This is a genomic window from Aeromonas rivipollensis, assembly GCF_010974825.1.
GTDB classification, from domain to species: Bacteria; Pseudomonadota; Gammaproteobacteria; order Enterobacterales; family Aeromonadaceae; genus Aeromonas; species Aeromonas rivipollensis.
In genome coordinates this window covers 163,365-178,079 of sequence record NZ_JAAILA010000025.1, presented here as the reverse complement: position 1 = coordinate 178,079, position 14,715 = coordinate 163,365, and the positions used below count along the sequence as shown (strand labels likewise).

The window sequence follows — 14,715 nt, the reverse complement described above, 5'->3', positions numbered from 1 at the left end:
ACGATTTCTACAGTCTCACCGACTTTAACGATACCGCGCTCTACACGACCGGTAACAACGGTACCACGGCCAGCGATGGAGAAGACGTCTTCGATAGGCATCAGGAACGGCAGGTCAATTGCGCGCTCCGGCTCCGGGATGTAGGTATCCAGGTGGTGAGCCAGCTCGATGATCTTCTCTTCCCATGCAGCGTCGCCTTCCAGCGCTTTCAGCGCGGAACCACGAACTACCGGCAGGTCATCACCCGGGAAGTCGTACTCGGTCAGCAGTTCACGAACTTCCATCTCGACCAGTTCGAGCAGCTCTTCGTCGTCTACCATGTCGCACTTGTTCATGAACACGATCATGTACGGGATGCCAACCTGGCGACCCAGCAGGATGTGCTCACGAGTTTGCGGCATCGGGCCGTCAGTCGCGGCTACTACCAGGATCGCGCCGTCCATCTGGGCAGCACCGGTGATCATGTTCTTAACGTAGTCGGCGTGACCCGGGCAATCTACGTGGGCGTAGTGACGGATAGCGGTGTCGTATTCTACGTGGGAGGTGTTGATGGTGATACCACGCTCACGCTCTTCCGGCGCCTTGTCGATCTGGTCGAAGGCGAAAGCTTTACCACCGAAGTGCTTGGCCAGCACGTTGGTGATGGCGGCGGTCAGGGTGGTTTTACCGTGGTCAACGTGGCCGATGGTACCCACGTTAACGTGCGGTTTATTACGCTCAAATTTTTCTTTAGACATGATCGTCCCTCTAAACTAACGCTGAGTACGCGGTGGCAAGCTAACCACAGAACAGTTTATATGATGGATTTGAATCAGGGGGACAGAGAGGATGGTGCTGGCAGGCAGGTTCGATTGCCGAACTCACCCTAGGGTGTGGCTTTCAGAATTACCTGAGCCATATCAGCATCTTGGAGCGGGCAGCGGGAATCGAACCCGCATCATCAGCTTGGAAGGCTGAGGTAATAGCCATTATACGATGCCCGCATTTCTCTAACCCAAAGAACTCAAACCGCAGAGAAATATGGTGGAGGGAGAAGGATTCGAACCTTCGAAGGCAGAGCCGTCAGATTTACAGTCTGATCCCTTTGGCCGCTCGGGAACCCCTCCGATTGCACGAATGCCACAACGGTAATTCTGCTTGCACCCGTTGTTTTTGTCGCTTTTGCTGGGCAAATAGACGACAGACATCCAAGCGTCGCGCATTTTATGGTAAGGATTTTGGGGATGCAACCACTGCGCCCTGCAAAATGTGCATTATTGCCGGGATCTATGCAAAAAAACGCTCCTCCTCAGTCCCAACCGGACGCGTCCCTTGTCGCTCCCGATCCCTTGGTGTATGGTCGCCCTGCCCAAGAAACAGTGATGACACCATGACGACAGAGCATAACCCCTATTTGCAATTCACCCGCGAACAATGGGCGTTATTGCGCGATGCGGTCCCCCTGACCCTGACCGAGAGGGACCTGCACACCCTGCGTGGCATCAACGAGAAGGTGTCATTGCGCGAGGTGGAAGAGATCTATCTGCCCCTTTCCCGCCTGCTCAATCTCTACGTCAAGGCCAAGCAGCGCCGCAGTCGGGTGCTGGAGCAGTTTCTCGGCCAGTCTCGCGGTAAGGGCACCTACATCATCAGCATCGCCGGCAGCGTGGCGGGGGGAAAGAGCACCACGGCCCGCATCCTGCAAGCATTGCTGGAGCGCTGGCCCGAGCACCCGCGGGTAGAGCTGGTCACCACGGATGGCTTCCTTTATCCCAACAAGGAGCTGGAAGAGCGCGGGCTGATGCGCCGCAAGGGTTTTCCGGAATCCTACGACATCCGCCATCTGGTGGAGTTTGTCGCCAACATACGTGCGGGTCACGAGAAGGTCGAAGCGCCGGTTTACTCCCACCTTATCTACGACATCCTGCCCGATGAGAAGAAGGTGGTGGAACAGCCGGACATCCTGATCCTGGAGGGGCTCAACGTGCTGCAGAGCGGCATGGATTACCCCCAGGAGCCCCACAGGGTCTTCGTGTCAGATTTTGTCGACTTCTCCATCTATGTGGACGCCGACGCCGAGCTGCTGCGCGCCTGGTACATAGATCGCTTCCTCAAGTTCCGCAGCGGGGCCTTCTCGGATCCGGACTCCTACTTCCACCACTATGCCAAACTGGCGGAAAGCGAGGCGACCGAGATTGCCAGCAACATATGGCAAGACATCAACTATCTGAATCTGCAAGAGAACATCTTGCCGACCCGGGAGCGGGCCAACCTGATCCTGACCAAGGGACAAGAGCACGCCATCGAGCAGATCAAGCTGCGCAAGTGACCGCAGCGGGTCGCCGGATAACGAAGAGGGGGCCCGCAGGCCCCCTCTTCTATTGGGTTCTCATGAGCAGATCTCGCTCAGTCGCCCCGGCGCAGGGAGATCTCTCCCCCCAGATAGAGTTTGACTCCCTCGTCCGTTTCCAGGCGCAGGGCACCGCGATCGTCGATGCCCCGGGCTATGCCGCGGATCACCTGCTCCCCCATCAACAACTTCACCGGTTGGCCGGCAAAGTAGTCGAGCCGGTTCCAGCTCTCGACGAAGCTCGCCAGCCCGCTCTGCTCGAAGGTCTGCATGGCCTCTTGCAGATGGAGGAGTACGCAGGCCGCCAGCTGGTTGCGATCCACCAGTTCGGGCTGAACCTGGCGCAGCTCTGACCAGGCCTGATCGATCTTCTCCCCCTGCTGGCTCGGCATCGCCAGATTGAGGCCGATGCCGATCACCAGATGGCAGCTGGCGCCGGCGCTGCCGCTCATCTCTACCAGGATGCCCGCCAGCTTGCGGCCCTGGTAATAGAGATCGTTCGGCCACTTGAGCTCCACCCCGGGGTAGCCGAGGGATTCCAGCGCCTCCACCACGGCCACCCCCACCGCCAGACTCAGCCCCATGGCGGCCGCCATACCCTGCTCGAGCCGCCAGTACATGCTGAGGATCAGCTGGCAACCGAACGGCGAGACCCAGGGCTTGCCACGACGCCCCCGACCGGCGGTCTGGCACTCGGCCAGGCAACTCTCGCCGGCGCTCAGCTGGTTGACCCGCTCAAACAGATACTGGTTGGTGGAGTCGATCACCGAGAAGCAGTTTACCGGCGCCATGGGGGCCAGGGCCTGAAGTTGCGCCTGATCATAGAGTGCCATGGGAACCGCCAGGCGGTACCCCTTGCCGGTCAGGCTGAACAGATCCAGCCCCAGCTCCTTGAGGGCGGCCATGTGCTTGCTCACAGCCGCACGGCTGATGCCGAGCTGCTCCCCCAGCTGTTCGCCAGAGTGAAACTGGCCATCGCTGAGCAAGGTGATCAGGGTCTGCCTGACGGGGGTGAGGGTCATGCCAGCACCTCGTCCAGCCAGGTTTCGCCGGTGAGCCCCATGAAGCGCACCTCGTGCTCCAGCACGACACCGAACTTGTGCTCCACGCTGTCACGCACATGGGCGGCCAGAGCGATGAGCTCCATGGCACTGGCGCCCCCGAGGTTGACCAGCACTAGCGCCTGCTCCTGATGGACGGCGGCACGGCCGATGGCAAAGCCCTTGAGCCCGCACTGATCGATGAGCCAGCCCGCCGCCAGCTTGGCCTGCCCTTCCCCGGCCGGGTAGCAGGGCATCTGCGGATATTGCCCCTTGAGTGCATCCGCCACCGAGGTCGGCACCACGGGGTTCTTGAAGAAGCTGCCCGCGTTACCGAGCAGGTTGGGATCCGGCAACTTGGCCATGCGGGTGGCGCAGACGGTGTCGAAGATGGCCTGCGCACCGGGATGTTCGCCGAGGGCCGCCAGGGGGCCATAACCGATCACGGGTTGCCAGGCCTTGGGCAGGCGCAATCCGACGGCGGTGATGAAGTGGGTGTCCTGATAATCGTGCTTGAAGATGCTGTCACGATAGCCGAACTGACAGTCGGCCGCCGCTATGCGCTCCACCTCGCCGCTCTGCCAGTTGAATGCCTCCACATAGGCACAAAACCGGGCCAGCTCGACCCCGTAAGCACCTATGTTCTGCACCGGGGCCGCACCGACTGTGCCCGGGATCAGCGCCAGGTTCTCCAGCCCATGCCAGCCCTGTTGCAGGGCATGGCACACCAGCTGATGCCACTCCTCCCCCGCCGCCACGTGCAGCAACCAGTGGCTGTCGTCATCCTGCAGCGCTATGCCTTTCATCCGATTGAGCACGACCAGACCGGCAAAATCATTGCAGAACAAGATGTTGCTCCCACCACCCAGCACCAGGCGCGGCAAGGCGTTCAGCTCCGAATTGGCCCGCAACTGGCAAAGATCATCCAGCTCAGCCACTTCGGCCAGCCAGAGGCAATGTGCTTCCAAACCCAGGGTATTGAGGGCCGACAAGGGGGCATGGGGAGTGAGTTTCATCTGCGTGTTCCGACAAGGACAAGGGCGCAGTTTACCCCAGATCCCCCGGGACGAAAAACCCGGGTACTGTTCGGACTCAAACCGCTGGAGTAAAGTAAGCCCTTCAGCCCGTTGAGGAAGCATGAATGAACAATCAATTCGCCGTCATCGGCCTCGGCCTGTTCGGCAGCGCACTGTGTGAAGAGCTGCAGTTGCAGAATGCCGAGGTGCTGGCCATCGATATCGACGAGAGCAAGACCCGCCAGATAGCAACCCTGTGCAATCACGTCATCGTGGCCGATGCCACCGATGAGGCCACGGTCGCCGAGCTGGGACTGGCCAATTTCGACATCGTCTTCGTGGCCATCGGCGACAGCCTGGAGACCAGCATTCTCACCACGCTGGTGCTGAAGGAAGCCGGGGTGAAGAAGGTATGGGTCAAGGCGCGTGACAAGTTCCACGCCAAGATCCTGCAGAAGGTGGGCGCCGACAAGGTGATCAACCCGGAGTGGGACATGGGTCGCCGGGTCGCCCAGAGCATGCTGGACAACCGTCTGTTCGACTATCTGGAGCTGGGGCACGACATGGTGCTGACCGAATTCGTGATCGGTCTGCAACAGAACGGCCGTACCCTGGCCGATCTGCACCTGCTGCAACAGAGCGACTTCCAGTTGCTGGCCATCAAGCGCGGTGAGGTGCTGCACAACGTGCTGACCGGCAAGATGGAGCTGCAGCTCGGTGACATCCTGATCCTGGCCGGCAACAAGCACGCCATCGATCACTGGCTCGATACCCTATGATCAACTGGCGCAGCAACTACGCCTTCGCCCTGTACAGGGATACCGAGTCCCGCTGGAGTGAAGCCAGGCTGATCCTGGGCAGCTTTCTCATCATATTGTTGGTCGGCACCCTGTTTCTGGTGCAGCCCTCGAGCCACAACGGCGAGGTCACCTTCATCAATGCCCTGTTCACCGCGACCTCGGCCATCAGTGTGACCGGGCTAGGGGTGGTGGATACAGGCACCGCCTTTACCCTGCAAGGGCAGATCATACTGCTGATGCTGATGGAGATAGGGGGTCTGGGCCAGATGACCATGACCCTGCTGCTCATCGCCATGTTCAGCAAGCGGGTCGGCCTGCGCCAGCAGGTACTGGCGAAAGAGGCACTGGGCCAGGAGGGATCGGTCAACATCATCCAGCTAGTGAAGCGCATAGTGCTGTTCGCCCTGATTGCCCAGCTGATCGGCACCGCCATCATGGCCATTCGCTGGGTGCCCGAGATGGGCTGGGGCCATGGCCTCTACGTCAGCTTCTTCCATGCGGTCTCTGCCTTCAACAACGCCGGATTCTCGCTGTTTGCCAATAACCTCATCGACTACAGAGACGACCCCATCATCAGCCTGACCATACCGGCCCTGCTCATCCTCGGCGGCCTGGGTTTTACCGTCATCGTCGATCTGGTGCGCAACCGTCGCTGGCGCAAGCTCAAGCTGCACAGCAAGCTGATGTTGCTGATGACCCCGGGGCTGCTGCTGCTGGGCACCCTGATGTTCTGGCTGCTGGAGCACAACAATCCCGCCACGTTCGGCAACGCCGGGCCCGGCGGCCAGCTGCTGGCGGCCTTCTTCCAGTCGGCCACGGCGCGCACGGCAGGCTTCAACACTGTGGACATAGGCCAGATGGTACCCGCCTCCCTGCTGTTCATGATGATGTTGATGTTCATCGGTGCCGGCGCTACTTCGACCGGTGGCGGTATCAAGGTCACCACCTTCGCCGTGGTGTTGCTGGCCACCCGGGCCTTCCTCACCAAGCGTCCCCATGTCACCGCCTTCGGCCGCACCCTGTCACCCCAGATAGTGACCCGATCCCTGGCCATCATCATCGTCAGCACCATGGTGTTGATGCTGGCCATGTTCCTGTTGATGCTCACGGAGTCGCAACCCTTCGACAAGATCATGTTCGAGACCGTCTCGGCCTTTGCCACCGTCGGCCTCTCAACCGGCATCACCGCCTCCCTGAGCGAGCCGGGCAAGCTCATCCTGGTGCTGGTGATGATCTGCGGCCGTCTCGGGCCGCTGACCCTGGCGCTGATGCTGGCCAGACCGAGCGAGACCCGGATCCGCTACCCGGAAGAGGGCGTCTATACCGGCTGATCGGCCGCCAGAACCAGATCGAGAGAGGGGCCCAGGGCCCCTCTCTCTTTATCGCCTCAACTACCTGTCATGACCCCGGGCCACTCAGGCTGCCTTGCCTCTGGCCGGGCGCTTGCCCGCCCCCTTGCGGGGCTGTGCACCGGTGCCACTGGTCGATGAACTCTTGCGGCTGAAGCGCCGCTTGCTGGCCCCCGGCGCCTCCTTGGGCAGGGCGCTGAAGCTGGCCCCCGAATCCTGTCTGGCCCCCTCAATCAGGCCGTTAAGCTGCTCGGTGAGCGGCCCCATAAATTGCTGGTAGCTGGCGTGACGCTCGGCGATCCGGCCGAGGTGCTGCTCCCACAGCGCCGTCATGTCCGGCGTCGTTGCTGTGGCAGGCAATGCCTGGATCAGGGCCCGTCCGGTCGGGGTCGCCTTGATGCTCTTGCCCTGCCGCACCAGGAAGCGTCGCTTGAACAGCAGATCTATGATGCCGGCCCGGGTCGCCTCCGTGCCCAGCCCATCGGTCTCGCGCAGGATCTTGCGGATCTCGGGATCCTGCACATGGCGGGCTATGCCCGTCATGGCGGCCAGCAGGGTGGCATCGGTGAATGCCTTGGGAGCCTGGGTCATCTTCTCCAGCAGCTCGCCCCGCTCGCAGCGCAGCTCCTCGCCCTGACGCAGGGCCGGCAGGGTGCCCGCCTCCTCCTCATCGTCCTCTTCGACCCCGAGCAGCGCCTTCCAGCCCGCCTTGAGGATGCGCCGCGCCTTGGCCTGGAACAGGCCACCGGCGATGCGCAGCAACACCCGACTGTCGTTGTATTCGAACGGCGGATAGAACTGCAGCAGGTACTGGCGGGCGACCAGGCCATAGAGCTTGCCCTCGTCGGCGGAGAGGCTGGCCAGGTTGCCATGCTTCTCGGTGGGGATGATGGCGTGGTGGGCATCCACCTTGCCGTCATTCCACGCCTTGCTGCGCAGCTTGCCATCTGCCTCGCTCACCGCCTTGGCCAGGGCGGGTGCCGTTGCAGCTATGGCATCCCGCACCTGGGGTGCCCGATTGAAGTGATCGCTCGGCAGATAGCGGCTGTCGGATCTGGGGTAGGTGATGAGCTTGTGGCGCTCGTAGAGGCTCTGGCAGACATCCAGCACCCGCTTGGCATCCATGCCGAACCGCTTGGCGGCATCGATCTGCAGGCTGGAGAGGTTGTAAGGCAGTGGCGCCGCCTGCTTCCGGGCTTGCTCTTCCACCTCCTCCACCCGGGCTGGCTGGCCCTGGATGCGCTCCACCACCTTGGCAGCCAGCGCCCGGTTGAGCACCCGCCCCTCCTCGTCCTGCCAGGGCGCGCAGGCCTCGGACGGCAACCACTTGGCACTGAACCCTTCGTTGCGCTCCGTCACCACATGGGCCAGCACCTCGTAGAAGGGTTTGGGCACGAAGGCGTCTATCTCGAGATCCCGCCGTACCACCAACCCCAGCAGCGGCGTCTGCACCCGGCCGACCGAGAGCAGCTCGCTGCAGCCGGCCTTGCGCCCGAGCAGGGTATAGGCGCGGGTCATGTTGATGCCATAGAGCCAGTCCGCGCGGCTACGGGCCAGCGCCGAGACCGCCAGCGGTACGAACTCCTTGTTGTCCCGCAGCTTGTCGAGGGCACGGCGCACCGCGGGGGGGTTGAGATCGCTGATGAGGCAGCGCTGCACCGGCTTGAGTTTGGGGTAGCCGAGAAAATCGATCACCTCGTCCACCAGCAGTTGCCCTTCCCTGTCCGGGTCACCGGCATTGACCACGCAGTCGGCCTGCTTGATGAGCCGCTTGATCACGGCAAGCTGGCTCCTGGTCTTGGGTTTGGCCACCAGCTGCCACTGGCTCGGCACTATGGGGAGCTGCTCCATGCGCCACTGCTTGTAGGCGGCATCATAGGCATCGGGCTCCGCCTGCTCCAGCAGGTGGCCGATACACCAGGTCACCACGTCTCCCTGCGCCGTCTCGATGAAGCCCTCCCCCTTCTTGTGGGGCTTGGGCAGAACATCGGCGATGGCGCGGCCAAGGCTGGGCTTTTCGGCAATAAAGAGTCGCATGACTGACAAACCTGAACACTGTATATGCAAACAGTATATATCGAGCCTTTCGTAAAGCCCAACACCGGCCCATTCCGAGCCAGAAAGTCGCACTGGAGAACAAAACGTCGCGACAGTGCCGTTTCCAGCATCATTCGTACGGATATGATGACCAAAAGAGAGCCAAATAAGGCTAAACTAACAAAGTTAACCATCTTGGTTTGATTTTAATTCAAACAAAAACGTCTTTATGAAATTTAAAACCAATAAAAACCAATTTAAAGAATAAAAAGCATAACCGAGGTCAATCCCTCACCCGTCAAGACTACTACTATATTGGTAATACCCGATTCGAAGGACACTGCCGCCATGCTTGGAAAAATGTTGAGAAAGACCTGGTTCTGGCTCCTGTTGCTCGGAGCCCTGCTGGGCGTCGCGGCACTGGGAGTGACAATCACAGTGCTGCACAAGACCAGCTCCACCGAATTCTGCGTCTCCTGCCACTCCATGCAGACACCGCTCGCCGAGTATCAGGGCAGCGTCCACTTCCAGAACGTGAAGGGGATCCGTGCAGAGTGCGCCGACTGCCACATTCCCAATGAGCCCGCCTCCTACCTCTGGACCAAGATCCGCGCCGTGAAGGACATCTATCACGAGGCGATCGGCACCCTCGACACTCCTGAGAAATACGAAGCCCACAAGCTGCGCATGGCCCAGACGGTCTGGGATCAGCTCAAGGCCAATGACTCCGCCACCTGCCGCAGCTGCCACAGCTACGCCGCCATGGACATTCTGGCCCAGCGCCCGAACGCCCGCGCCGAGCACCCGGTCGCCATCAAGGAGGGCCAGACCTGCATCGACTGCCACCGCGGCGTCGCCCACATCATGCCTGACATGAGCGGTCTGGCAGCCGCCGGCGCCAGTGAACTGGCTGCCGCCGCGGCCCAGACTCCGGCCAGCGTCACCACCCGTTACGCCATCGCCACCACGCCCCTGTACCTCGATGCCAAGGCCACCACGGACGAGGGCACCCTGATGCCGTCGACCAAGGTGGAAGTGCTGGCCAACGACAACGGCCGCGCCCAGGTGCAGATCGAGGGCTGGCAGCAGGACGGGGTGAGCGAGGTCTTCTACGCCGCCCCCGGCAAACGGATCCTGAGCGTGCTGGTCGGCGATGCCGCCAAGCAGGCGCTGGTCACCGGCAAGAGCGAGACCGACAGCGCCACCAACCTCACCTGGCATCAGGTCAAGCTGACCGCCTGGGTGGACGAGGCCCAGCTCATCGGCGATCAGGGCAAGCTGTGGCAATACGCCTCCACCCTGATGTCCAACAATTGTACCGGCTGCCACGGTCTGACCGCGCTGGATCACTTCAATGCCAACCAGTGGATAGGCGTCATCAAGGGCATGGAGTCCCGCACCTCCCTCACCCCGGAGCAGGCTCGCATGCTGACCCAATACGTGCAGAAACACGCCAGTGACATGAGCGCGGCACACTAAGGCTGGAACAGAGGAATTCGATATGACTTTTTTCAATGATCAACAGACCAATCTGTCCCGCCGCAGCCTGCTCAAGGGCCTGGGGGCCTGTGCCGCCCTGCCCCTGCTCGGTGCCCTGTTCCCGAAACACGCCCTGGCCCAGGCCATCAGCACGGCGCTGGAGCAGTTCCCCACCCTGGTCCCCGCCCAGAAGGGCATACTGACCGGCGCCCACTGGGGAGCCTTCGAGGCCATAGTCGCCGATGGCCGCATGGTGCGGGTCCAGCCGGTGGCCGATGATCCGGCACCGAATGACCTCATCGACATGGCGCCGTTCCAGGTCCATGCCAAGAACCGCATCAAGTACCCCATGGTGCGCAAGAGCTGGTTGGAGCACGGCCCGGGCGCCAAGCCCGAGCTGCGCGGCGCCGACGAGTGGGTGCGGGTGAGCTGGGAGCAGGCCATCGAGCTGGTGGCTGGCGAGATCCAGCGGGTCCAGCGCGACTTCGGCCCCCAGGCGATCCACGCAGGCTCCTACGGCTGGAAGAGTGTCGGCATGTTCCACAACAGCCGCACCCTGCTGCACCGTCTGATGAACCTCAGTGGCGGCTTCACCGGCTATGCCGGTGACTATTCCACAGGCGCAGCCCAGGTGATCACGTCCCACGTGATGGGCTCCATCGAGGTGTACGAGCAGCAGACCGCCTGGCCCAACGTGGTGGAGCACGCCGAACTGGTGGTGCTATGGGGGGTCAACGCCCAGGTCACCCTCAAGAACAGCTGGAACATGCCGGATCACGAGGGTCAGGCCGGTTTCAAGGCCCTGAAAGAGAAGGGAACCCGCGTCATCAGCATAGATCCCGTCTACAACGAGACCGCCAAGCTGGCCAATGCCGAGTGGATAGCCCCGAACGCCTACACAGACGTGGCCATGATGCTGGGGGTGGCCCACACCCTTTATAGCGAGAAGAAGCACGATCAGGCCTTCCTCGATCGCTACGCCGTCGGCTTCGACAAGTTCCTCGACTACCTGCTCGGCAAGGACGACGGTCAGCCGAAGAGTGCCGAGTGGGCGAGCAGCGTCTGCGGTGTCGATGCCGCAGTGATCCGTCAGCTGGCCCTCGACATGGCCGCCAAGCGCACCATGATCATGGCCGGCTGGGGCATGCAGCGTCAGCACCACGGGGAGCAGCCGAACTGGATGCTGATCACGCTAGCGGCCATGCTCGGCCAGATCGGCCTGCCGGGGGGCGGTTACGGCTTCAGCTACCACTACTCCTCCGGCGGCAGCCCCACCGCCAAGGGGGGGATCCTGGCCGGCATCTCCGCCGGCAACGCCCCCAAAAACAGCCCGGCACCCATCCCGGTGGCCCGCATCGCCGACTGTCTCGCCAACCCCGGCAAGACTATCGACTTCAACGGCCGCAAGGTGACCTATCCGGACATCAAGCTGGTCTATGTGGCGGGCGGCAACCCCTTCCACCACCATCAGGACACCAACAACCTGCTCAAGGCGTGGCGCAAGCCGCAGACAGTGATAGTCCACGAGCCCTACTGGACGGCCACCGCCAAGCACGCCGACATAGTGCTGCCGGTCACCACCAGCTACGAGCGCAACGATCTGGAGATGGGGGGCGACTACTCCCAGCGCTATGTGTTCCCCATGCACCAGTGCGTGCCCCCCCAGTTTGAAGCCCGCAACGACTTCGATATCTTCAGCGCCATCGCCGCCAAGCTGGGTGTGCAGGAGCAGTACACCGAAGGTAAGGACGAGATGCTGTGGCTCAAGCAGATGTACGACGGCATGGCCGCCCAGGCCCGGGGTGCCCGGGTGGCGCTGCCGCCGTTCAGCATGTTCTGGGAGTCCAACAACTACATTCGTTTCCCGATCCCCGAGGCGAACCGCCAGTGGATCCGCCACGCCGATTTTCGCGAGAACCCGCTGCTCAACCCGCTCGGCACCCCGTCCGGCAAGATAGAGATCTTCTCCAACACGGTAGCGGGCATGGGTTATGCCGACTGCGCCGGCCACCCCAAGTGGTATGAACCCAAGGAGTGGGTGAAGAGCGAGGTGGCAGCGCGCTATCCGCTCTCCCTCAACACCTCGCACCCGACCCAGCGGCTGCACTCCCAGCTCGACAACACCCCGCTGCGGGACAAGTTCGCCATCGCCGATCGGGAGGCCATACTGATCCACCCGGACGACGCCAAGGCACGCGGCATCCAGGATGGGGACCTGGTGCGCGCCTTCAACGAGCGCGGCCAGATCCTGGTGGGGGCGCTGCTCTCGAAAGACATTCGCCCCGGCGTGGTGCGGATCTGCGAAGGGGCCTGGTTCGATCCGGCCAAACCGGGTGAGGTGGGCGCCATCTGCAAAAACGGCAACGTCAACTGCCTCACCTTCGACGAGGGCTCCTCCAGCCTGGCGCAAGGCAACTGCGGTCACATGGCCCAATTGCAGATCGAGAAGTACAGCGGGCCAGAACTCGTCAACACAGCCCATGAGGTACCGACCCACGCCTGATGCCCGACTGAAAACAAAAACGGCGCCATAAGGCGCCGTTTTCTATATCGCGGTTTTCGGGGTGACTCAGAAGTCTCCCTCCACCATCTACCCTTGTGCACACTCCACCCGCTTTGCAGCCAGAGCGCAGACAAGGTGGATCAGAAGTCTCCCTCAACCATGTACTCTTGTGCACACTCCACCCGCTTTGCTGCCAGAGCGCAGACAAGGTGGATCAGAAGTCTCCCTCAACCATGTACTCTTCCGCACACTCAACGAGCTGGGGCCAGAGATCTTCCGGCACCCAGGCTTCGGGGTCATCCTCGTCCCCATCATACTGGGTCCAGAAGAAGGCGCGCAGACCGCTCGCGAAGTCGTCGCTGATCTCGGCAAGCTCCGAGAGCGGCCCCAGCCAGGCGATGCGGCGCAGGCCGGAGGCGAGATCGTTGATGGCATCCATCAGGGTGCGATCGTCCTGACTCTGCTCCACCAGCAGGGTGAAGCGCTCGCGGGCGCTCTCGGTCTGATCCTCATCCAGCTCGCCCACATCGGCCAGCAGATCGACAAAGTCCTCCAGCAAGAACTGGATCAGGGACTCCCTGTCCTCAAACCACTGGATCTGGGCCCCCTTGGTACCCAGTACCGAGGCATCGAACGAATCATCGAGATGGCACAGCGCCCATGGATCGTCAGTCATTGCTACCCTTCCTACCGCTTGAAATAAGGACCCTATCTTATGCCTGGTGCGCCCCCCATGCTACCTCGGAGGACGACCCGGGCCCGAGCGGCCCATGCCGGACCGCCTCACTCATAGGTACGCTAACCGTCGACCCTGGCCACCTTGGGCAGCGAGAGCGAGGCTGCCAGCCCCCCCAGCTCGGCCCGCCCCATGATGAGGCTGCCACGATAGGCTTCGGCCAGGTCTGACACTATGTTGAGGCCGAGCCCGGAGCCAGGCACCTTCTCGTCGAGGCGCACCCCGCGCAGCACCGCCTTGGCTATCTGATCCTCGCTCATGCCGGGACCGTCATCCTCGATGCGCAAGGTGATCCAGCCCCCCAGCTCGGCGCTGGAGATGCGCAACTGGCTGGCGGACCATTTGAAGGCGTTTTCCAGCAAATTGCCCACCATCTCGTCGAAGTCCTGCTCCTCCACTCCGACCGCCAGGTTGGCCGGCACCTGCAGGTCCACCGTCTTGCCCGGGTAGAGACGGGAGAAGGCGCGGCAGATGTACTCCACCCGTGCCCGCACCGGGGTCGAGACCCCGAGGATCTTGGCGGCCCCGGTGACTCGCGCCTTGCCGAGGTGGTAGTCGATGTGGCGCTGGATCTGGTCGAGCTGCTCGCCGATGGCGGCCTGATCCTCGGGGGGCAGCTGGGCCACCTGATTGCGCATTATGCTGAGGGGCGTCTTGAGGGCGTGAGCCAGGTTGCCGGTGTGGGAGCGGGCCCGCTGCAGCAGCTCACTGTAGTGGTGCAGCAACCGGTTGATGTCTTCCACCAGCGGCTGGATCTCCAGCGGATAGCGCAACCGGAACCCCTCCTGATGACCCTGGTGGACCCGGCCCAGCTCGCGGCGCAGCAGATGGAGCGGACGCAGGCCGTAGACTATCTGGAACATGAAACCCAGCACCAGGCCGGCGGCGGCGAAGCCGAGACCGAGGAAGAGGCTGATCCGGGTCTTCTTCAGGGTCTGGGTCAGGGCGCTGCTGTCCTTGGCCATCACCAGGGTAAACACCTTGTCAGAGCCCGGCAGCAGCACAGTGCGGGTCATGATCAGCAGGGGCTCCTTGTTGGGCCCCTTGCCGACGAAGAGATCCGGATCCCCGAAGGCCGACTTCAGGCCGTGGGCGCTCAGGTGCACATCCCACAGGGAGCGGGAGCGGCTGACCACGGCATCCCCCAGCTCAAGCTGCCAGTAATAACCGGAATAGGGCTGGCGGAAACGGGGGTCCGCCATGGGCTCGGTGACCACGGGCAGACCGTCGGGCTGGATCTCCAGGCGAGAGAGCAGATCGTAGAGCTGCAACCTCAGGCCGTCGGCTTCCGCCTCCTGCCAGTAGTTGCGCATCATGGTCTGCAGGCTGAAGCCGGTGGCGAACAGGAAGAGCCCGCACCAGACCAGAGCTATGGCCACCAGCCGTCCCCGCAGGGTACGCACCAGCCTCATTCACCGACCCCCTG

The 14,715-nt window shown here is 62.4% G+C and carries 11 protein-coding genes and 2 tRNA genes; 5 read left to right on the top strand and 8 right to left on the bottom strand.

Annotation, left to right across the window (positions count from 1 at the left end; translation table 11 throughout):
- The 3 genes from G4923_RS14990 to G4923_RS14980 form a co-directional block, all read right to left on the bottom strand.
- A partial coding sequence (locus tag G4923_RS14990; protein WP_163137542.1) for an elongation factor Tu occupies nucleotides 1–737 on the bottom strand: 737 nt, incomplete at its 3' end.
- 171 nt (nucleotides 738–908) lie between these two features.
- A tRNA-Gly gene (locus tag G4923_RS14985) sits at nucleotides 909–983 on the bottom strand.
- Nucleotides 984–1,021: 38 nt separating this feature from the next.
- Nucleotides 1,022–1,106 (bottom strand) — tRNA-Tyr (locus G4923_RS14980).
- A gap of 263 nt (nucleotides 1,107–1,369) precedes the next feature.
- Between G4923_RS14980 and coaA the strand changes: the two genes are divergently transcribed.
- Nucleotides 1,370–2,308: a type I pantothenate kinase gene (coaA, locus tag G4923_RS14975; RefSeq protein WP_106885566.1), complete on the top strand. Its 939-nt coding sequence runs from the start codon at nucleotides 1,370–1,372 to the stop codon at nucleotides 2,306–2,308.
- A 77-nt stretch (nucleotides 2,309–2,385) separates the two neighbouring features.
- On the opposite strand, the gene birA is transcribed toward coaA, so the two are convergent.
- On the bottom strand, nucleotides 2,386–3,351 hold the full coding sequence (gene birA / locus G4923_RS14970; protein ID WP_163137541.1) for a bifunctional biotin--[acetyl-CoA-carboxylase] ligase/biotin operon repressor BirA: 966 nt from the start codon (nucleotides 3,349–3,351) through the stop codon (nucleotides 2,386–2,388).
- Nucleotides 3,348–4,385: a UDP-N-acetylmuramate dehydrogenase gene (gene murB / locus G4923_RS14965; RefSeq protein ID WP_163137540.1), complete on the bottom strand. Its 1,038-nt coding sequence runs from the start codon at nucleotides 4,383–4,385 to the stop codon at nucleotides 3,348–3,350. The genes birA and murB overlap by 4 nt, the downstream gene beginning before the upstream one ends.
- Nucleotides 4,386–4,510: 125 nt before the next feature.
- Here murB and G4923_RS14960 point away from each other — a divergent pair, with 125 nt between their 5' ends.
- Together G4923_RS14960 and G4923_RS14955 are read left to right on the top strand one after the other, a co-directional pair.
- The gene (locus G4923_RS14960; RefSeq protein ID WP_106885563.1) at nucleotides 4,511–5,164 is read left to right on the top strand and encodes a potassium channel family protein; all 654 of its coding nucleotides are present in this window, start codon (nucleotides 4,511–4,513) and stop codon (nucleotides 5,162–5,164) included.
- The gene (locus G4923_RS14955; RefSeq protein ID WP_111910910.1) at nucleotides 5,161–6,516 is read left to right on the top strand and encodes a TrkH family potassium uptake protein; all 1,356 of its coding nucleotides are present in this window, start codon (nucleotides 5,161–5,163) and stop codon (nucleotides 6,514–6,516) included. The genes G4923_RS14960 and G4923_RS14955 overlap by 4 nt, the downstream gene beginning before the upstream one ends.
- A gap of 84 nt (nucleotides 6,517–6,600) precedes the next feature.
- On the opposite strand, the gene G4923_RS14950 is transcribed toward G4923_RS14955, so the two are convergent.
- Nucleotides 6,601–8,571, bottom strand: coding sequence for a DNA topoisomerase III (locus G4923_RS14950; protein WP_111910909.1), 1,971 nt, complete (start codon nucleotides 8,569–8,571; stop codon nucleotides 6,601–6,603).
- A gap of 348 nt (nucleotides 8,572–8,919) precedes the next feature.
- Between G4923_RS14950 and G4923_RS14945 the strand changes: the two genes are divergently transcribed.
- Together G4923_RS14945 and torA are read left to right on the top strand one after the other, a co-directional pair.
- Nucleotides 8,920–10,050: a NapC/NirT family cytochrome c gene (locus tag G4923_RS14945; RefSeq protein ID WP_163137539.1), complete on the top strand. Its 1,131-nt coding sequence runs from the start codon at nucleotides 8,920–8,922 to the stop codon at nucleotides 10,048–10,050.
- A 22-nt stretch (nucleotides 10,051–10,072) separates the two neighbouring features.
- A complete protein-coding gene (gene torA / locus G4923_RS14940; RefSeq protein ID WP_163137538.1) occupies nucleotides 10,073–12,553 on the top strand; it encodes a trimethylamine-N-oxide reductase TorA in 2,481 nt (826 codons plus the stop codon).
- A gap of 214 nt (nucleotides 12,554–12,767) precedes the next feature.
- Here torA and G4923_RS14935 read toward each other — a convergent pair whose 3' ends face one another.
- A complete protein-coding gene (locus G4923_RS14935; RefSeq protein ID WP_106885558.1) occupies nucleotides 12,768–13,229 on the bottom strand; it encodes a hypothetical protein in 462 nt (153 codons plus the stop codon).
- A 122-nt stretch (nucleotides 13,230–13,351) separates the two neighbouring features.
- Nucleotides 13,352–14,701: a sensor histidine kinase gene (locus G4923_RS14930; RefSeq protein WP_025328629.1), complete on the bottom strand. Its 1,350-nt coding sequence runs from the start codon at nucleotides 14,699–14,701 to the stop codon at nucleotides 13,352–13,354.
- Nucleotides 14,702–14,715 lie beyond the last annotated feature (14 nt).